This window comes from Halomonas koreensis (assembly GCF_031451675.1).
GTDB classification, from domain to species: Bacteria; Pseudomonadota; Gammaproteobacteria; order Pseudomonadales; family Halomonadaceae; genus Halomonas; species Halomonas koreensis.
The window spans coordinates 399,458-418,648 of record NZ_JARWAK010000002.1 but is presented as its reverse complement, the minus strand read 5'-3'; the positions used below and the strand labels follow the sequence as shown (position 1 = coordinate 418,648).

18 protein-coding genes are annotated in these 19,191 nt (G+C 70.4%); 11 read left to right on the top strand and 7 right to left on the bottom strand.

Annotated elements, in window-relative coordinates:
• Nucleotides 1-18 precede the first annotated feature (18 nt).
• From mobA to moaA, 6 genes are read left to right on the top strand one after another with little or no spacing between them, the layout of a single operon-like run.
• The gene (gene mobA / locus QC818_RS04130) at nt 19-624 is read left to right on the top strand and encodes a molybdenum cofactor guanylyltransferase MobA (protein ID WP_309651572.1); all 606 of its coding nucleotides are present in this window, start codon (nt 19-21) and stop codon (nt 622-624) included.
• Entirely contained in the window at nt 621-1,208 is a 588-nt protein-coding gene (gene mobB, locus QC818_RS04125; protein WP_309651571.1) for a molybdopterin-guanine dinucleotide biosynthesis protein B, read from the top strand. Before mobA ends, mobB begins: the two co-directional genes overlap by 4 nt.
• A complete protein-coding gene (gene moeA / locus QC818_RS04120; protein ID WP_309651570.1) occupies nt 1,205-2,458 on the top strand; it encodes a molybdopterin molybdotransferase MoeA in 1,254 nt (417 codons plus the stop codon). Before mobB ends, moeA begins: the two co-directional genes overlap by 4 nt.
• Nucleotides 2,459-2,468: 10 nt before the next feature.
• Nucleotides 2,469-3,278, top strand: a complete 810-nt coding sequence (gene moaC / locus QC818_RS04115; RefSeq protein WP_309651569.1) for a cyclic pyranopterin monophosphate synthase MoaC — start codon at nt 2,469-2,471, stop codon at nt 3,276-3,278.
• A gap of 2 nt (nt 3,279-3,280) precedes the next feature.
• The gene (moaE, locus tag QC818_RS04110) at nt 3,281-3,742 is read left to right on the top strand and encodes a molybdopterin synthase catalytic subunit MoaE (RefSeq protein ID WP_309651568.1); all 462 of its coding nucleotides are present in this window, start codon (nt 3,281-3,283) and stop codon (nt 3,740-3,742) included.
• Entirely contained in the window at nt 3,739-4,731 is a 993-nt protein-coding gene (moaA, locus tag QC818_RS04105) for a GTP 3',8-cyclase MoaA (RefSeq protein ID WP_309651567.1), read from the top strand. The genes moaE and moaA overlap by 4 nt, the downstream gene beginning before the upstream one ends.
• Nucleotides 4,732-5,651: 920 nt before the next feature.
• Here moaA and QC818_RS04100 read toward each other — a convergent pair.
• On the bottom strand, nt 5,652-7,352 hold the full coding sequence (locus QC818_RS04100; RefSeq protein ID WP_309651566.1) for a BCCT family transporter: 1,701 nt from the start codon (nt 7,350-7,352) through the stop codon (nt 5,652-5,654).
• 373 nt (nt 7,353-7,725) lie between these two features.
• Between QC818_RS04100 and QC818_RS04095 the strand changes: the two genes are divergently transcribed.
• Nucleotides 7,726-8,022, top strand: a complete 297-nt coding sequence (locus QC818_RS04095; RefSeq protein WP_309651565.1) for an H-NS family histone-like protein — start codon at nt 7,726-7,728, stop codon at nt 8,020-8,022.
• Nucleotides 8,023-8,836: 814 nt separating this feature from the next.
• Here QC818_RS04095 and QC818_RS04090 read toward each other — a convergent pair.
• The 4 genes from QC818_RS04090 to pilV form a co-directional block, all read right to left on the bottom strand.
• Nucleotides 8,837-10,417 carry a ribonuclease J gene (locus QC818_RS04090; RefSeq protein WP_309651564.1) on the bottom strand — a complete coding sequence of 527 codons (1,581 nt, stop codon included), beginning with the start codon at nt 10,415-10,417 and terminating at the stop codon, nt 8,837-8,839.
• Between the two features lie 184 nt (nt 10,418-10,601).
• The gene (locus QC818_RS04085; RefSeq protein ID WP_309651563.1) at nt 10,602-11,678 is read right to left on the bottom strand and encodes a pilus assembly PilX family protein; all 1,077 of its coding nucleotides are present in this window, start codon (nt 11,676-11,678) and stop codon (nt 10,602-10,604) included.
• Nucleotides 11,675-12,184 carry a PilW family protein gene (locus tag QC818_RS04080; protein WP_309651562.1) on the bottom strand — a complete coding sequence of 170 codons (510 nt, stop codon included), beginning with the start codon at nt 12,182-12,184 and terminating at the stop codon, nt 11,675-11,677. Before QC818_RS04080 ends, QC818_RS04085 begins: the two co-directional genes overlap by 4 nt.
• Nucleotides 12,181-12,720: a type IV pilus modification protein PilV gene (gene pilV / locus QC818_RS04075; RefSeq protein ID WP_309651561.1), complete on the bottom strand. Its 540-nt coding sequence runs from the start codon at nt 12,718-12,720 to the stop codon at nt 12,181-12,183. Before pilV ends, QC818_RS04080 begins: the two co-directional genes overlap by 4 nt.
• Before the next feature lie 190 nt (nt 12,721-12,910).
• On the opposite strand from pilV, the gene purU reads away from it, so the two are divergent.
• Genes purU through QC818_RS04060 form a run of 3 tightly spaced genes read left to right on the top strand, consistent with a single transcriptional unit; the run spans nt 12,911 to nt 14,954 of the window.
• Entirely contained in the window at nt 12,911-13,765 is an 855-nt protein-coding gene (gene purU, locus QC818_RS04070; RefSeq protein WP_309651560.1) for a formyltetrahydrofolate deformylase, read from the top strand.
• Nucleotides 13,766-13,790: 25 nt separating this feature from the next.
• Nucleotides 13,791-14,462, top strand: coding sequence for an energy-coupling factor ABC transporter permease (locus QC818_RS04065; protein WP_309651559.1), 672 nt, complete (start codon nt 13,791-13,793; stop codon nt 14,460-14,462).
• A gap of 57 nt (nt 14,463-14,519) precedes the next feature.
• Nucleotides 14,520-14,954, top strand: a complete 435-nt coding sequence (locus tag QC818_RS04060) for an REP-associated tyrosine transposase (protein WP_309651558.1) — start codon at nt 14,520-14,522, stop codon at nt 14,952-14,954.
• A 937-nt stretch (nt 14,955-15,891) separates the two neighbouring features.
• Here the strand turns inward: QC818_RS04060 and dinB are convergent.
• Both dinB and lexA read right to left on the bottom strand, forming a co-directional pair.
• Entirely contained in the window at nt 15,892-16,938 is a 1,047-nt protein-coding gene (dinB, locus tag QC818_RS04055) for a DNA polymerase IV (protein ID WP_309651557.1), read from the bottom strand.
• Nucleotides 16,939-17,001: 63 nt separating this feature from the next.
• Entirely contained in the window at nt 17,002-17,664 is a 663-nt protein-coding gene (gene lexA / locus QC818_RS04050) for a transcriptional repressor LexA (protein ID WP_309651556.1), read from the bottom strand.
• Between the two features lie 216 nt (nt 17,665-17,880).
• Between lexA and QC818_RS04045 the strand changes: the two genes are divergently transcribed.
• A complete protein-coding gene (locus QC818_RS04045) occupies nt 17,881-18,528 on the top strand; it encodes a TetR/AcrR family transcriptional regulator (RefSeq protein ID WP_309651555.1) in 648 nt (215 codons plus the stop codon).
• Nucleotides 18,529-19,191: the final 663 nt, after the last annotated feature.

Below are 19,191 nucleotides of genomic sequence, written 5' to 3'. Positions count from 1 at the left end.
TTCTGCTGGAGCATTGCCGTGATCCATCGCCACGCCCTCACCGGCCTGGTGCTCGCCGGCGGCCAGGGCCGCCGCATGGGCGGCCGCGACAAGGGCCTGGAGGCCTTCGCCGGCCGTCCCCTGGCCAGCCACGCCCTGACGCCGTTGCGCGGGCGGGTGGCCGAGGTGCTGATCAACGCCAACCGTCACCCCGAGGCCTATGCGGCCCTGGGGGAGCGGGTGATCCCGGACCTCGAGGCCGGCTATCAGGGGCCGCTGATGGGCATCTACAGCGGCCTGCGGGCCGCGGCCACCGACTGGGTGGTGGTGGTGCCCTGCGACAGCCCGGCGCTGCCGGACGACCTGGTGGCCCGCCTGGTGGCCGGGCGCGGCTCGGCCGACATCGCCGTGGCCCACGATGGCGAGCGGCTGCACCCGGTGGTGGCGCTGATCCGCCGCGCCCTGGTCGACGACCTGGGCCGCGCCCTGGCGGCGGGCGAGCGCAAGATCGACCGCTGGTATGCTCGGCACGACTGGCGGGCCGTGGACATGGCGGATCGCGCCGAGGCCTTCGCCAACCTCAATACCCCGGATGACAAGCGGCGCCTGGAAGCTCGCCGGCGCCGGGAGAGCCCCCAGCCATGAGCGACGCCATCGCGGCGAGCGTGCCGCTCGAGCCGGACCTGCCGCTGCTGGGCATCGCCGCCTGGAGTGGCACCGGCAAGACCACCCTGCTGGAGGGCCTGCTGCCCGCCCTGCGCGAGCGCGGCCTGCGGGTGGCGGTGATCAAGCACGCCCACCACGGCTTCGACGTCGACCAGCCCGGCAAGGACAGCCATCGCCTGCGCCAGGCCGGGGCCGAGCCGATGCTGGTGGCCTCGCGCCGGCGCATCGCCCTGATGATGGAGACCCCGGATCACGAGGAGGCCGACCTCGCCGAGCTGATCGCCATGGTGCGGCCCCGGGCGCCGGACCTGGTGCTGGTGGAGGGCTTCAAGGCCTGGCCGCTGCCCAAGCTGGAGCTGCATCGCCGCTCGCTCGGCAAGCCGCTGCGCGTCGTCGAGGATCCGTGGGTGAAGGCGGTGGCCAGCGACGAGCCCCTGAGCCTGCCGCCGGGGGTCGAGGCCCTGGACCTCAACGCCCCGGCGCGGCTGGCCGACTGGATCGCGGCCTGGCCCCGGCGCTGGCCCGAGGAGCGCCAGCCGCGCCGGGAGGGGCGGCCCGCATGACGCTGTCCTGTTTCGAGCTCGGCGAGCGCATGCTGTCCCCGGACGAGGCCCGGGCGGCCCTGGCGGAGCTGGCGCCCGCGCCCCTGCCCGCCGAGACGGTGCCGCTGGCGGCCCTGCACGGGCGGGTGCTGGCCGAGGCCATCGTCTCGCCGATCGACGTGCCCCAGAACACCAACGCCGCCATGGACGGCATCGCCCTGGCCTGGCCGGCCCGCGGCGCGCCGCCGGCGGCCTGGCGCCGGGTCGGCGAGGTGCGGGCCGGCGGCCGTCACCCGACGCCGCTGGCGCCGGGGGAGTGCGTGACCATCACCACCGGGGCGCCGCTGCCCGCCGGCGCCGATACCGTGATCATGCGCGAGCAGCTCCTCGAGGACGGCGACACCGTCATCGTCGATCGCCCCGAGCGGGTGCGGCCGGGGCAGCACGTGCGCCAGGCCGGCGAGGACATCGCCCGGGGCGACACGGCCCTGGCCGCCGGCACCCGCCTGGCCGCCGCCGAGCTGGGGCTGCTGGCCTCGCTGGGGCTTGCGCGCGCCGCCGTGCGCCGCCGGCCGCGGGTGGCGATCTTCTCCACCGGCGACGAGGTCACCGCCCCCGGCGAGCCGCTGCCCGCGGCGGGCATCTTCGATGCCAATCGCTTCACCCTGGCCGGGCTGCTGCGCGAGCACGGCGCCGAGGTGATCGACCTCGGCATCCTGGCCGACGACCGGGCGGCGATGGTCGAGGCCCTGGCCGATGCCGCCGGGCGCGCCGACCTGGTGATCACCAGCGGCGGGGTCTCGGTGGGCGAGGCCGACTACACCCGCCAGGCGCTCGAGGCGGTGGGCCGGCTGGCCTTCTGGCGCATCGCCATCCGCCCGGGGCGGCCGCTGGCCTGCGGCGTGCTGGGCGCGGAGGGCGTGCCCTTCCTCGGCCTGCCGGGCAACCCGGTGGCGGCGATGGTCACCTTCCTGCAGTTCGTGGCGCCCCTGCTGGGCCGCCTGCAGGGGCGGGCCGAGGACGCGCCGCGGCGCCTCACGGCGCTGGCCGAGACGCCGCTGCGCAGCCGCGCCGGGCGCACCGACTACCTGCGCGGCCGGACCCGCAGCGACGACCAGGGACGGCTCTGGGTCTGCGCCACCGGAGCCCAGGGCTCCGGCATCCTGTCTTCCATGGTGGCCGCCGACTGCCTGATCGAGCTCGACGCATCCCGCGACGCCGTCGAGCCCGGCGAGCCGGTGGTCATCCAACCCCTTTCCCGACTGTCATGAGGCGCCTTCGATGAGCCTGACCCACCTGAATGCCCGCGGCGAAGCCCATATGGTCGACGTCGGCGACAAGCCGGAGACCCAGCGCGAGGCCTCGGCCTCGGGCCTGATCCGCATGCGGCCGGCGACCCTGGCGCTGCTCGCCGACGGCGGCCTGCCCAAGGGCGACGTCCTGGCCACCGCCCGCATCGCCGGCATCCAGGCCGCCAAGCGCACCCACGAGCTGATCCCGCTGTGCCATGCCCTGGCGCTGTCCAAGGTCAGCGTGGACTTCCAGCTCGACGAGGCCGACGCCTGCGTGCGGGTGACCGCCACCTGCCGGCTGACCGGGCGCACCGGCGTCGAGATGGAGGCGCTGACCGCGGTCTCGGTGGCCTGCCTGACGCTCTACGATATGTGCAAGGCCGTGGACAAGGACATGGAGATCGGTGAGATCCACCTCGACACCAAGCAGGGCGGCAAGTCCGGCGACTACCGCCGCGACCTGGCCGCCGGGGCCGCGCCCATCGTCACCGGCGAGGGCGAGGCCGGTGAGGTCTCGCTGGGCGCCCGCTGCGACGCGGGCCAGCCGTGCATCCTGGTCAAGTGCCTGGCCGAGCTCCGCGAGCGGCTCGGCGTCGGCGAGGTCTCGGTGCCCGTCGAGGTCCTGGAGAGCGCCGACGTCGGGGGCCTGAAGGCGGCCCTCAAGGCCATGGACCCGCGCTTCGCCGGCCTCGAGGAGGGGCGGGTGCTGTGCGCGGTCAACCAGGTCATGGCCGGCAACGCCACGCCCCTCACCGCCGAGGACGAGGTGGCCTTCTTCCCCCCGGTGACCGGAGGCTGATCATGCAGCGCGTGCGCGTACAGCAGCAGGCATTCGACGCCGGCGCCGAGCAGCGCGAGCTGCTGGCCCGGCGCACCGACGTCGGCGCCGTGGTCAGCTTCACCGGCCTGGTGCGGGACTTCAACGAACGCCCCGAGGTTCGGGCGCTGAGCCTGGAGCACTACCCCGGCATGACCGAGTCGGCCCTGGAGGCCATCGCCGACGAGGCGGAGTCGCGCTGGCCGCTGCAGGCCCTGCGCATCGTCCATCGCGTCGGCCGGCTGGCCCCGGGCGACCCCATCGTGCTAGTGGTGGTGGCCAGCGCCCATCGGCGCGCGGCCTTCGAGGCCTGCGACTTCATCATGGACTACCTCAAGACCCGTGCTCCCTTCTGGAAGAAGGAGCACACCGCCAGCGGCGACTACTGGGTCGCCGAGCGGGACACCGATCACCGCGATGCGCGGCGCTGGGAGACACCATCATGACCGACGAGCTCATCGACGACTTCGGCCGGCGAGTGCGCTACGTGCGCATCTCGGTCACCGATCGCTGCGACTTCCGCTGTGTGTACTGCATGAGCGAGGAGATGACCTTCCTGCCGCGGGACCAGGTGCTGAGCCTGGAGGAACTCTCGCTGGTGGCCCGAGCCTTCACCGAGCTCGGCGTGGAGAAGATCCGCCTGACCGGGGGCGAGCCCCTGGTGCGGCGCGACATCGATCGGCTGGTCGCCGACATCGGCGCCCTGCCGGGCCTCAAGGACTTCGCCATGACCACCAACGGAGCCAGCCTGCGCAAGTTCGCCCCGCGGCTGCGCGAGGGCGGGCTCGGCCGGCTCAACATCAGCCTCGACTCCCTGGATCCCGAACGCTTCCGCCGCCTGACCCGTACCGGCGACCTGGCGCGGGTGATCGACGGCATCCGCGCCGCCCGGGATGCCGGCTTCGAGCGCATCAAGCTCAACGCCGTGATCCTCAAGGGGCGCAACGACGACGAGGTGGCGGACCTGGTCGACTTCGCCCGCCAGGAGGGCGTGGACATCAGCTTCATCGAGGAGATGCCGCTGGGCGATGTCTCCGACCACTCCCGGGCCGAGACCTTCTGCTCCAGCGACGAGGTGCAGGCGCTGATCGAGCGTCATCACACCCTGGTGCCCACCACCGAATCGACCCTCGGGCCGTCGCGCTATTTCCGCATGCCGGACAGCGATATCCGGGTGGGCTTCATCTCGCCGCACAGCCACAACTTCTGCGATAGCTGCAACCGGGTTCGTGTCACCGTGGAGGGGCGGCTGCTGCTGTGCCTCGGCAACGAGCACTCGGTGGACCTGCGCGCGGTGCTGCGTCGCCACCCGGGCAATATCGAGGTCCTCAAGGAGGCGATCATCGCCGCCATGCCCCTCAAGCCCGAGCGTCACCATTTCACCACCGACGGCGACGTCCAGGTGGTGCGCTTCATGAACATGACCGGAGGTTGATCGAGAGGCGCGGCCCCCAAGGCCCGCGTAGGAGCGCAGCTTCGCTGCGCGAAAGGCGCCGCCAGGCGCCCGGTTCTCGCCCCGCGATCGGGCCTGGCCCCATCGTGTAGGAGCGCAGCTTCGCTGCGCGAAAGGCGCCGCAGGCGCCCTGCTTCCGCCCCGAGCTTTGGGGCTTCGTCCATCGTGTAGGAGCGCAGCTTCGCTGCGCGAAAGGCGCCGTAGGCGCCCGGTCCCGCCCCGAGCCTTGGGGCCCGGTCCATCGTGTAGGAGCGCAGCTTCGCTGCGCGAAAGGCGCCGCCAGGCGCCCGGTTCTCACCCCGCGGATGGGCTGGCCCCCCGAGCCTTTGGGCTTCGTCCATCGCGCAACAAGTTGCGCTCCTACCACCCCAAGCGCCGCAGGCGCCCGGTTCTCGCCCCGTGATTGGGCCTGGCCCGTCGTGTAGGAGCGCAGCTCCGCTGCGCGAAAGGCGCCGTCAGGCGCCCGGTTCTCACCCCGCGGATGGGCTGGCCCCCGAGCCTTTGGGCTTCGTCCATCGCGCAACAAGTTGCGCTCCTACCACCCCAAGCGCCGTAGGTGCCCTGGTCCCGCCCCGTGATTGGGCCTGGCCCGTCGTGTAGGAGCGCAGCTTCGCTGCGCGAAAGGCGCCGTCAGGCGCCCGGTTCTCACCCCGCGGATGGGCTGGCCCCCCGAGCCTTTGGGCTTCGTCCATCGCGCAACAAGTTGCGCTCCTACCACCCCGAGCGCCGCAGGCGCCCGGTCCCGCCCCGTGATCGGGCCTGGCCCGTCGTGTAGGAGCGCAGCTCCGCTGCGCGAAAGGCGCCGTCAGGCGCCCGGTTCTCACCCCGCGGATGGGCTGGCCCCGAGCCTTTGGGCTTCGTCCATCGCGCAATAAATTGCGCTCCTACCACCCCAAGCGCCGTCAGGCGCCCGGCGACGCCTCGGTGTCGGCCTCTGTCTTTGTCTCTGTTGCTGTCTCGGGCTCGACCTCCCGGGCCGGGCTCGCCTGCCGCTCGGCCGCCACCCGCCGCCGGGCAGCCCGCAGCTGCTGCTCGCGCTCCAGCAGATCGGCCTCGATGGCATCGGCGCCCACCGGGATGTCGCCGTGGCGGCGATACAGCAGGTTGAGCAGCGAGGCGTGATCCCGGCGCAGCATCCGCACCAGGGCCACCGCCATGGCCAGCAGCACGAAGGAGAAGGGCAGGGACGACAGCACCGAGGCCGACTGCAGCCCGCCCAGGCCCCCCAGGGCGATCAGGGTCAGGCAGATGGCGGCGATCAGCACGCCCCAGGTCACGCGCTTGTAGAGCGGCGGGTTGATCGAGCCGTCGTCGGTCATCTGGGCGACGATGTAGGACGCCGAGTCCGCCGAGGTGACCAGGAACACCAGGATCAGCAGCATGGCCACCACCGAGGCCAGCTCGCTCATCGGCAGCAGGTCCAGCAGGTAGAAGAGCGCCACGTTGACGTTGTCCCGGCTGGCCGCGGCCAGGCCGGCATCCGCCGTGCGCTCGAGATTGAGCGCCGCCCCGCCGAACACCCCGATCCACAGGCAGGCCAGCAGGGCCGGCACCAGCAGCACGCCCAGCACGAACTCGCGGATGGTGCGCCCGCGGGAAACGCGGGCGACGAAGGTGCCCACGAAGGGCGACCAGGCGATGGCCCAGGACCAGTAGAACAGGGTCCATTCGCTGGCCCAGGCGTCGTCGGCATAGGGCGTGGCGTGCAGGCTCATGCCGATGAAGTGCTGCAGATAGTCGCCGAAGCCCAGGGTGATGGTCTCGAGGATGCGCAGGGTAGGGCCGGTGACCAGCACGTAGAGCAGCATGCCCAGGCACAGCAGCATGTTGAGGTTCGACAGGCGGCGGATGCCCTTGTCGAGGCCGGCCCAGGTCGAGGCCATGTAGGCCGCGAACATCACCGCCAGGATCAGGCTCTGCCAGGCCAGGCCCTCGGGCAGCCCGAACACGGCATGCAGGCCGCCGTTGACCTGCAGCACGCCGAGCCCCAGGGAGGTGGCCACGCCCATCACCGTCGCCACCACCGCGAAGACATCCAGCCAGGGCGCCCAGCGGCGGCCCCGCGGGCGGGCCGGGGTCACCGTGGAGAGCACCGAGGATACCAGGCCGGCGCGGCCCTTGCGGAACTGGAAGTAGGCGATGATCAGGCCCACCAGGCCGAACACCGACCACTGGTGCACGCCCCAGTTGAAGAAGCTGTACTGGATCGCCTGGCGGGCCGCCTCGGCGGTGGCGGGCGTGGCCTCGGCGAAGGGCGGCGAGAGGTAGTGGCTCATGGGCTCGGCCATGCCGTAGAACACCAGGCCCACGCCCAGCCCGGCGGCCAGCAGCATGCTGATCCAGGAGAAGACGTCGTAGTCGGGGCGGCTGTCCTGGGGGCCCAGGCGGAGCTTGCCGTAGCGGCTGAAGGCCAGCGCGAACAGCAGCACCACGAAGCCGAAGAGGCTGACCATGTAGAACCAGCCGAACAGCCGGGTGATCTCCTCCAGGCCGCGGTTCGCCCACTGGCCCAGCGTCTGCGGGTCCAGCACGCCCGCCGCCACCACCAGGATGTTGATCACCACGGCCATGACGAAGACCCGGTGCCGACGCAAGCGCTCCATGCCGTCTCCTCCATGCGGGCGAACGCGGACAGTCGATCGATGGTAGCAGACCCCGGGGAGCGACCACGAGGCCGGGGCCTATCGGCGTCCACATGCGGTGGCGAATGTGCCGCCCGGCGCGCCGGGTGGTGCCGGCATTCCCGGATCTGTCACCGCCTTTCCGGCGGCGGGCGCCGTCGGCTTTCCCGGCGATCTTTTACGGGAGTCGGCGGGGCCTGTGGGCCGTCAATCTTCGCCTCGTTCAGCGGTTCATGGCCGAGAAAGTCGGCCGGTTAACGCTCCGGCATTTCTTGCCAAACGGGTATCAGGGCATATACTTTTGACAGCGTTGGCACATCACGACCACCCGTCAATTCCCGTCACGGAGGGGGCAATGTCCGAGCAGACCCTGGAGCGCATCGCTCGCAACAAGAACGTGGCCCGCGCCGCGGCCCGTCAACTCAGCATGGAGCAACTCCACAAGCTGGCCGAGGTCATCGGCGAGGTCATCGAGCAGAAGCATGACGAGGAGCGCAAGCGCCAGGAAGAGGAAGACCTCAAGGCTCGCAAGCTTGCCGAGATCCGTGAACAGATCAACGAGGCGGGCCTGTCACTCGACGACCTGGTGCCCGAACAGCCGAAGCGCAAGCGCGGCCGCCCGCCCAAGAAGAAGGCCGCCGACAAGGCCTGACCCTTTCCCGATTTCGCGTCCTTCCGGGGCCGGCGCCTGCGCGTCGGTTCCGGTTTTTTGTTGCGTCTCCGGGCCCGATACGGCCCATGGGAGCGCCGCTCCGCCGCGCGAAAGGTGCGGTTCCCGCCCCGCGGTTGGCTTGACCCCGATCCTGTAGGAGCGCAGCTCCGCTGCGCGAAAGGCGCCGTCAGGCGCCCTGATCTCGCCCCGAGCATTGGGGGGGGCAATCCATCGCGCAATAAATCGCGCTCCTACCAACCCAAGCGCCGCAGCTGTCCGGGCCATGCCCCATGGATGGGTCGCCTCCCGGTCCTGTAGGAGCGCAGCTCCGCTGCGCGAAAGGCGCCGCGAGGCGCCCAGGTCCGTGCCTCGGGAAGGGCTTGAACCTCGATCGCGCAACACGTGGCGCTCCTACCGACCCAAGCGCCGCAGGTGTCCGGGCCATGCCCCATGGATGGGCCGCCCCCCGGTCCTGTAGGAGCGCAGCTCCGCTGCGCGAAAGGCGCCGCGAGGCGCCCGGATCCCTGCCTTGGGAAGGGCTTGAACCTCGATCGCGCAACACGTTGCGCTCCTACCGTCCCAAGCGCCGCAGCTGTCCGGGCCATGCCCCATGGATGGGTCGCCTCCCGGTCCTGTAGGAGCGCAGCTCCGCTGCGCGAAAGGCGCCGTCAGGCGCCCGGTTCCGCCCCGGGAATTGGGGCTCCGTCCATCGCGCAACAAGTTGCGCTCCTACCACCCCAAGCGCCGTCAGGCGCCCGGATCCTTGCCACGGGAATGGTGCGAACCTTGATCGCGCAACGCCTTGCGTGCCCCTTCACCCCGTCGAGGCCTCGGCCTCCGCGGCGAGGATCTGCAGGTGAATCTCCGGCAAGCGGTGCAGGTGATCACCCAGCCAGGCCAGCAGGCGGGGGCGCAAGGCCAGGTTGAGATCGGCCAGGGAGTCGGCGTGGATCTCGTCCAGGCAGTCGTCGAGCCAGTCGGAGAAGGCCGTCTCGTCCAGGGGGCTGGCCTCGCTGGCATCCAGCAGCAGGCGGCCGATGCGGGCCCAGCCGCCTTCGGTGGCGGTCACCGTCAGGGCCAGGTGAAGATGGCCGTGGCGATCCCGTTGCCCGCCCAGGCCGGGCAGGCGGGCGACCGCATCCTGGTCGATGATGCGCGGCGTCTGGGGGTGGTGAGCCTCGCGGTGGAGGCCCTCGGCATCCAGGCGGATCAGGTCGCCGTTGCGGGGAATCAGCGGCGCCTGGATGCCCTGGCGTTCGGCCAGGGCCTGGTGCGCCCGCTGGTGGCGCGATTCGCCGTGCACCGGCAACAGGTGGGTCGGTTGCACCCAGTCGTAGAGGCGAGCCAGCTCGTCCTGGGCCGGGTGCCCGGAGGCGTGGATCGCCGGAGCCTGTTCGTCGTCCAGCAGGGTGACGCCGAGGCGTTCCAGGCCGCGCTTGAGACGCTCGATCAGCCGCTCGTTGCCGGGAATCGCCCGGGACGAGAAGATCACGCTGTCGCCGGGGGCCAGCTCCAGGTGCGGGTGCCGGCCCTGGGCCAGGCGCGACAGGGCGGCTCGGGGTTCGCCCTGGCTGCCGGTGGCGATGACCAGCACTTCCTCGGGCGGCAGGTAGCCGAGATCCCCCGACGGCACCAGGGGCGGCAGGTCGTCAAGGTAGCCCAGCCCGCGGGCCACGCCGACCATGCGCTCCATGGAGCGGCCCATCAGGCTGACCCGGCGGCCGCAGCGCGCCGCGGCGCGGCCCACGGCCAGCACCCGGGCCAGGTTGCTGGCGAAGCAGCTGACCACCACCCGGCCGCGGCAGTCGCCGATCGCCGTCTCCAGGGCTCGGGCCACCTCGCCCTCGCTGCGGGAGTGGCCGGGCAGGGGCGCATTGGTGGAATCGCCCACCACCAGGTCGACCGGCGCCAGGGCCCGGTAGGTCTCGGCGTCGACCGGCGGGCCGATCAGCGGCTCGGGGTCGAGCTTCCAGTCGCCGGTGTGCAGCACCCGGTGGCTGCCCGCGGCGATCAGCAACGCGCAGCTCTCGGGGATCGAGTGGGTGAGCGGCAGGTAGCGCAGGGTGAAGGGGCCGTCCTCCAGGGCCTCGCCGGGCTCGATGACCCGGATGGCGTCCTGGCGCAGGCCGCGTTCGGCGAACTTGGCACGCAGCAGGCCCGCGGCCAGGGGCGTGGCATGGATCGGGCAGCCCCAGCGCGGCCACAGCCAGGCCGCCGCGCCGATGTGATCCTCGTGGCCGTGGGTGATGATCAGCGCCGCCGGGGCGTTGTCGAGCGTCTCGAGGGTGGCGAGGTCGGGAACCTGGAGGGGACTGCCGGGCAGGTCCTGGCGGATCATCATGCCGCAATCCACCGCGATCCAGTGCCCCTCATGGCCGTAGAGGCTGAGATTCATCCCGATCTCTCCGCAGCCCCCCAGCGGCAGGAAATGCAGGGGCGAGCGGCGGCGGGGGCGAATCTGGGCGCGGGGGCGTGGCATCGAGGCGGCGATCGAGGAAAATGTCATATCACTATACGGGAAGGGCCCCGGCCCCCACAACGCGCTGCACTGCAACCTCGGCGGGGCCGGAGCACACGGCTCAGAGCTGTTCCCAGAACATCCCGGCGCTATCGCCTCCCGCTTGGCTGCCTCCCGTCACCATGGTGCGACCATCGAAGCGGACGGCGCCATTGGCGACCACGCCCCCGACGATATTCGACCGGCCATGGACGTGGAGGCTGCCGCCGCTCCAGAGCAAGCCTGAAATGGTGCGATTGCCGAACCCCTTGATGCGTATGGCATCGCCGGCGACCAGCGAGGCCGATACGTCGCTCTCGATGCGCAGGAACTCGTACTTGTTCTTGTTCTTTCGATAACCGAAAGAGCCCGTCGCGACCACGGTCAAGCCGTTCAACCGGCCATTCAGGTTGCCGGTGAAGTCCCCCTGGCAGAAGACATGCGTGGTACCGGACGGGATCGGTGCGTCGGCATCGCAGGCGGAGTGCACTTCGGGGTCGCCCTCCGAGGCTCGCCGCTGGATATCGGCGATAAAGCCGGTGGAGGTAGCATCCCCGGCCAGATCCCTGGGGTCGGGGACATTATGAGTGCCCTGGTTGTCATGCACGCCATTCTCGACATCGGCCCTGCCATGCAGTACCGCTGGCCCCGCCGAGGTGATGGTGCCGCCATAGTCTTCCAGCGGCAGCTCGCCACTGCCCTGTGGTCGTCCCACGATGATCAAGGAATACGATGTGGCCGGCTGGCCGTAGTTGGCGATGCCCTGGATCAGCAGCGCATCGTCGCCATCATGTCGGCACTGTGCCTGGCGATAGCCCAGCGGGATGGCGGTCTCGCTCGGAAGCGCCACGGAAGGTTCCCAGGGCACGCTGGCGGCGTTGTCTCGCGCATCCTCGGCGAGGCTGCGGCACGCCGTGCCGGTGTCGTGCTCGATCGTGTCCTCCATCGCCCTGGAGGCGCCCGTCTCCGCGGCCATCTGGGCCAGCGTGGTCAGTCGGTAGTTGCCGGCCATGCGCTCGTTGGTGGTCGAGCCGCTCATGCTGGACACAGCCACCATGGTGCCGATGGTCAGGAAGGCCATGACCACGATCAGGGCGGCCCCTCCTTGGCGTTGCCGGGCGGCGCTGCGCGGCGTCTTGTCGATGCATCGGGGAATCATGCGTCATCCTTGTCGACGGCGGCCTGCCGCTGCACGGCGACCATATCGAAGCGGCGCAGGCCGCCCATGTCGGTGTCGATCTCGAGGTGCAGGCGCCAGGCGCCCCAGGAAGCGGCGGAGGCGTCCTGCGTCATCAGCGGCGCCTCGGCGTCCGCCTCCGCCACCACGCCGGTCAGCAACGGCTGGAAGTCCCCGTCGTCGATCTTCTGCTCCAGGGCCCCATCCTTGATGCGGTAGCGGTGCGGCTCCCCGCCGGGAAACGACAGGGTGTACTCGCCGCCCTTGCGTTCGATGGTGTCGGCGCGGCGGATGTCGCGGATCAGGGTGTCCATCGCGAAGGTCACCTCGGCCTGCTGCCGGCCCAGCGCCTGGGTCCGCTTCTGCGACTGGCTGAGTTCGATGAAGATCGTGCCGGCGCCCAGCGTGATCACCAGGCCGATGGCCATGCCGACCATCAGTTCGACCAGGCCGAACCCGGCCTGGGTGCGGGGATGGGCGCGGGTCATGAAGTCACCCTGGCAGGCAGCCGGACGGCATAGTCGAGCGTCGAGGCCGCGGTGGCGTTGCCCTTGTCATCGACGAAACGGCCTTCTTGCCAGTCGATGGTGATCGTGAACTGGCATCCCGGCAGTGGCGAGCCATCGTCATCGGTGGCCGGCCGGACAGGATCGGCGCCCAGGCCGGGCAGCCGGTCCTTCCAGGCGTCTCGCCAGGGGGACATGTCGGCGAGCGGCGCTCCCATGGTGGCATCGATCTCCGCGCTGGTGGGGCAGTTGGCCTCGTCTGACTCTACCCGTTCGGTCTTGTCGGCGAAGGCCAGCCACAGGCGCTCCTGGGCATCCTGGGCGGCCAGGCTGGCGATGGCGCGCTGGTAGGCCACATGGCTGGACTGCAGCGATTCCAGTTGCAGGCCGGCCAGGCCGAGCACGCCGACCGACAGCAGCAGCAGGGCCACCAGGACCTCGATCAGGCTGAAGCCGGATGCGCGGGGCCGGCATCGGGCCGTCTGCCTCGCGGCACGGCGATGGGGGGAAGGTGCCATGGGGTGTCCCTTCGGTATTATGAGCAATGGCACGGTCGTTTCGAACGGGTGATGGAACGTAACGCAGTGTAACCGTGCAGGGGATGGCATGGCCAGTAGTTCCGGGGGCGCGCGGCCGGCGCCGCGACCCGCCTCGGCGATTTCGCTACAATGGCCGGCTCTACGTCACTTCCTGTCCAACGGTCATTCGATGTCTCATTACTATCGTCTCGTGGTTTCCTGTCCCGACCAGCGGGGGATCGTCTCCCGGGTCTCCAGCTTCATCGCCGGCCAGGGCGGCTCGATCACCGAGGCCAGCCAGCATTCCGACCTGGAGTCCGGGCGCTTCTTCATGCGCTACGTCATCCTGGCGGATTCCATCGGCATGTCGGCCGAGACGCTGCGCGACGCCTTCGCGCCGATCGCCGACGAGTTCGAGATGGACTGGGCGCTGACCGACACCCGCCGGCGTCGCCGGGTGGTGCTGATGGTCTCCCGGGAGAGCCATTGCCTGGTGGACCTGCTGTACCGCTGGACCGCGGACGAGCTGGATTGCGACATCGCCGCGGTGATCTCCAACCACGACGACATGCGCTCGATCACCGAGTGGCACGGCATCCCCTACCATCACGTGCCGGTGGATCCGGCGGACAAGGCGCCGGCCTTCGCCGAGGTCCAGCGCCTGGTCGACGAGGCCCGGGCCGACTGCATCGTGCTGGCGCGCTACATGCAGATCCTGCCGCCGAGCCTCTGCGAGCGCTATGCCGGGCGGGTGATCAACATCCATCACAGCTTCCTGCCGTCCTTCGCCGGGGCCAAGCCCTATCACCAGGCCTACCGGCGCGGGGTGAAGCTGATCGGCGCCACCTGCCACTATGTCACCGAGGACCTGGATGCCGGCCCGATCATCGAGCAGGACATTCACCGGGTGAGCCACTGCCACACGCCCAACGACCTGGTGCGCTTCGGCCGGGACGTGGAGAAGGCCGTGCTGGCCCGCGGGCTGCGCTGGCACCTGGAGGATCGCGTGCTGGTGCACGACAACAAGACGGTGGTCTTCGCCTGAGCGGGGCGAGGCCGGGAGAGTCGCGATGTCCTTTTCCGAGCTGGTGCTGGCGCCCTGGGTGCTGTGGCTGGGCGGGATCGTCTCGCTGCTGTTCGTCGGCCGGGCGCTGAGCCGCCGACCCTGGCGCACCCTGGTCGCCGACCATGGCCTGCAGCATCGCTGGCTGGCCGCCACCGTGGTGGTGATGCTGTTCTGGCAGCTGCGCGCCCAGGCGGTGGACTGGCTGACGCTGCACCTGATGTTCACGGCGCTGCTGACCCTGGTGTTCAAGGCCCCGCTGGCGCTGCTGTCGGCGGCCGCGATCAACCTGGCCATGGTGCTGCTGGGACGGGTCGAGTGGCCGCTGATCGGCGTCAACCTGCTGGTCACCGGGGTGGTGCCGGTGCTGGTGATCAGCCTGGTCTGGCGCCTGGTGGACCGGCGGCTGCCGGACAACCTGATGGTCTTCCTGTTCGTCTGCGCCTTCTTCGGCTCGGCGCTGTCCGCCCTGGGCAGCGGCCTGGCGGCGGTGGGGCTGATGGCCGTCGGCGCCACCGATCCCCAGGCCATGCACCAGGCGCTCGAGTATGCCCGCTTCCTGCCGCTGCTGATGCCCTCCGAGGCCTTCATCACCGGCATGCTGATGAGCATCCTGATGGTCTATCACCCGGACTGGGTGGCCACCTTCAACGACCACCGCTACATCGACACCAAGTAGGCCGCGCCGGCTCGGCTATCCTCGAAGGCACATGGGGATGTCGCGAGGAGGGCCGGCATGGACGCGCCGCACGCACGAGACCTGCGCAAGGGGCGGCATTCGCTTGCCTGGCGCTGCTACCATATCACCCTGGTGACCGAGGCCCGGCGGCCCGTGTTCGCCGATGTCGCCCACGCCCGGGCGGCCTGCCGCCTGCTCTATGCCAGCCCCGTCAGCCGGCATGGCCGCACCCTCTGTCATGTCGTCATGCCGGACCACGTCCACTGGCTGGTGGAACTCGAGGATCGGCTCCCGGTCCTGGTCCGGCTCTACAAGGCCAAGGTCTCGCAGGCCGTCGGCGAATGCATCTGGCAGCGCGGCTACCACGACCACGCCCTGCGCGAGGACGAGGGCCTCAAGGACACCGCCCGCTACATCGTCGCCAACCCGCTGCGGGCCGGCCTGGTCGACGACATCCTGCAGTATCCCTACTGGAACGCGATCTGGCTGTGAAGCCCGCATGGCAGGGGTGTGATCCCGGGGCGCCGAACCTGCCCCATGGATGGGTCGATCCCTGATCCTGTAGGAGCGCAGCTCCGCTGCGCGAAAGGCGCCGCCAGGCGCCCGGTCCCGCCCCCGAGCCTTGGGGTTTGGTCCATCGTGTAGGAGCGCAGCTTCGCTGCGCGAAAGGCGCCGGCCAGGCGCCCTGATCCCGCCCCGGGCATTGGGCTCAATCCATCGCGCAACAAATTGCGCTCCTACCACCCCGAGCGCCGCAGGCGCCTGGTCCTGCCTCGTGATTGGGCCCGGCTCCGTCGTGTAGGAGCGCAGCTCCGCTGCGCGAAAGGCGCCGGCCAGGCGCCCTGAGCCCGCCCCGGACATTGGGGCCTGTCCATCGCGCAATAAATTGCGTTCCTACAACCCCAGGCGCCTCGGGTGCCCGGTCCATGCCCCACGGAGGGGCCGATCCCCCGAGCCTGTAGGAGCGCAGCTTCGCTGCGCGAAAGGCGCCGCCAGGCGCCCTGGTTCCTATCCAAGCATTCGGGGTCAATCCATCGCGCAATAAATTGCGCTCCTACAACCCTGGGCGCCGCAGGCGCCCTGGTCCCGCCCCGTGATTGGGCCTGGCCCCATCGTGTAGGAGCGCAGCTCTGCTGCGCGAAAGGCGCCGCAGGCGCCCGGTCCCGCCCCGTGATTGGGCCTGGCCCCATCGTGTAGGAGCGCAGCTCCGCTGCGCGAAAGGCGCCGTCAGGCGCCCTGGTTCCTATCCAAGCATTCGGGGTCAATCCATCGCGCAATAAATTGCGCTCCTACAACCCTGGGCGCCGCAGGCGCCCTGGTCCCGCCCCGAGCCTTGGGGTCCGGTCCCATCGTGTAGGAGCGCAGCTCCGCTGCGCGAAAGGCGCCGCCAGGCGCCCTGGTCCCTCCCCGGGAATTGGGGCTCGATCGATCAGAGCGGCAGGCTCAATTGCTGGCGGGCGGCTTCGGGCGGCAGGCGCACGCCGACGCCGAGCAGGCGCACCGGGCGTTCGGCCCGGGCCCAGGCCTGGGCCAGCAGCCGCTCGAAGTTGTCGGGCTCGGCGGCCTGGCCGCGGCTTTCCAGGGTGGTCAGGCTGAAGTCGTCGAAGCGCACCTTGACGAAGATGCCGGCGATGGCCGGCGAGCCCTGGCGCTGCAGGCGCGCCCGCAGCCGCTCGTGGAGCGGGGCCAGGGCCTCGCGGGCCTGGGCGAGGTCCGGCAGGTCCCGGTCGAAGGTGGTCTCCACGCTGACCGACTTGCGTTCGCGCTCTACCTTGACCGGCCGCTCGTCGACGCCGCGGGCCAGCTCGTACAGCCGGTGGCCGAACTTGCCGAACTCGTTGACCAGCCGCTCAAGGGGCAGGCGGCGCAGGTCGCTGCAGTCGTGGATGCCCAGCGCCTCCAGGCGCGCGCCGGTGGCGGGGCCCACGCCGTGCAGCTTGTTCACCGGCAGCCGGGCCACGAAGGCCTCCACCCGCTCCGGGGGAATCACCGTCAGGCCGTCGGGCTTGTCCCAGTCGCTGGCCACCTTGGCCAGGAACTTGGCCGGGGCCACGCCCACCGAGACGGTGATGCCGGTGCGTGCCAGACATTCGCGCTTCAGCCATTCGGCCATCCAGGTGGCGCTGCCCTCGAAGCGCGTCACCTCGCTGACGTCCAGGTAGGCCTCGTCCAGCGACAGCGGCTCCACCAGCGGGGTCAGTTCGTGGAACACCGCCTGGATCTGCCGCGAGACCTCGCGATACTTGTCGAAGTCGCCGGGCAGCAGGGTCAGGTGGGGGCAGAGTTGCAGGGCTCGGGCGGTGGGCATCGCCGAGTGGATGCCATAGGCCCGGGCCGGATAGTTGCAGGTGGCGATCACGCCGCGATGTTCCCGCGAGCGGCCGATGGCGATGGGGATATCGCGCAGGCGGGGATCGTCGCGCATCTCCACCGCGGCGTAGAAGCAGTCGCAGTCGGCGTGCAGGATCTTCCTCACCGCGGCCCCTCCGCCATGGGGCCGCGGCGGGGCAGGGCGGCCGCTCGGGCGGCGGCCCCGTGATCAGCCCAGCGCCTGGCCATTGCCGCCGCGAATCACGCCGACCCCGACGCCCTCGATCTCCAGCGTCTCGTGGCGAAGGTCCACCTCGATGGGGGCGAAGTCGTCGTTCTCGGCCTCCAGCCGCACCCGGTGGCCCTGGCGGTGGAAGCGCTTGACGGTCACCTCGTCCTCCAGGCGCGCCACCACGATCTGGCCGTCGCGCACCCGCTCGGTGCGGTGCACCGCCAGCAGGTCGCCCTCGAGGATGCCCACGTCCTTCATCGACAGCCCCCGCACCCGCAGCAGGTAGTCGGCCCGCGGGGTGAAGTACTCCGGCGGCAGCGGGCAGTAGCGGTCGATGTGCTCGGCGGCCAGGATCGGATGGCCGGCGGCCACCTCGCCGATGATCGGCAGGCCCTGGGGAGCGTCGTCGTTCGCCGGGGCCGCGTCCGCTGCAGCCTCCTGCTCCTGGACGGGCAGCCGGATGCCCCGGGAGGTGCCGCGAATCACCCGGATCACCCCCTTGCGCTCCAGGGCCCGCAGGTGCTCCTCGGCGGCATTGGGCGACTTGAAACCCAGCGCCCGGGAGATCTCGGCCCGCGTCGGGGGGTAGCCCAGCTCGTTCATCGTCTTGACGATGAAGTCGTAGACGTTCTGCTGGCGGGGGGTGAGGGGGCGAGACATGCGACCTCCGGAACGGATGGGGTTATTGGTCAAGTATACAGCATGGTCTTCTATCCAGTAAAAGGCGAAAGGGAAGCGAGAACGCTTGCGTCGGGGTGTCGCGTTTCAAACGCCGCACCCTGCAGCGGATTGAGCCATTCATTGTGCTGTCATACACTCAGGGCGTTTTCAAACAAATGTTTCCAACCACAAGACCCGCTCCCTGGACGACTGCCCATGGCTCAGCCCGATACCGTCACGCGCATTCTCGACACCGCCGAGGTGCTGTTCGCCGAGCGCGGATTCGCCGAGACGTCGCTGCGCAACATCACCAGCAAGGCCAAGGTCAACCTGGCCGCGGTCAACTACCACTTCGGCTCCAAGAAGTCGCTGATCCAGGCGGTGTTCGCCCGCTACCTGGAGCCGTTCAGCGAGCGCTTCCACCGTGCGCTCGACGAGCTGGAGGCCCGCCATGCCCGTGACGGCAGCGAGATTCCCCTCGAGGAGCTGCTGGAGACCATGGCGAGGACGGTGCTCGAGGTGCCGGCCGAGCGCGACAGCCTGAAGGTGTTCATGCGGCTGCTGGGGCTGGCCTACAGCCAGGCCCAGGGGCATCTGCGGGGCTACATCCAGTCCGAGTACGGCGATGTCTTCAGTCGCTTCACTGAGCTGGTGCGCCGCGCCACCCCGGAGCTGCCGGACGCCGAACGCTTCTGGCGGCTGCACTTCATCCTGGGCTCGGTGATCTTCACCCTCTCCGGGCTGGACGCCCTGCGCGACATCGCCGAGCACGACTACGGCGAGCGCGTCTCGGTGCACGAGTTGATCGGCCGCCTGCGGCCGGTGGTGGTCTCGGCGATGCAGGCACCGATGCCCGGAGCCTAGTCGCGCAAGGGCGGCAGGCTCGGTGGCTGGTCTTGACCTGGGGTTGTAGGAGCGCAACTTGTTGCGCGATAAAACAGGCCCAGCCTCGGAACATGCACAGGGCGCCTGGCGCCTGGCGGCGACTTTCGCGCAGCGGAGCTGCGCTCCTACACGACGGAGCCGGGACCAATCACGGGGCGGAACCAGGCGCCTGCGGCGCTCGGGGTGGTAGGAGCGCAACTTGTTGCGCGATAAAACAGGCCCAGCCTCGGAACATGCACTGGGCGCCTGCGGCGCCTTTCGCGCAGCGGAGCTGAGCTCCTACACGACGGAACCGGGCCCAATCACGGGGCGGAACCAGGCGCCTGCCGGCCCCTGGGGTTGTAGGAGCGCAACTTGTTGCGCGATGAATCAGGCCCAGCCTCGGAACATGCACCGGGCGCCTGACGGCGCCTTTCGCGCAGCGGAGCTGCGCTCCTACACGACGGAGCCGGGCTCAATCACGAGGCGGAACCAGGCGCTTGCGGCGCTCGGGGTGGTAGGAGCGCAACTTGTTGCGCGATAAAACAGGCCCAACCTCGGAACATGCACCGGGCGCCTGACGGCGCCTTTCGCGCAGCGGAGCTGCGCTCCTACACGACGGAGCCGGGCCCAATCACAGGGCGGAACCAGGCGCCTGCCGGC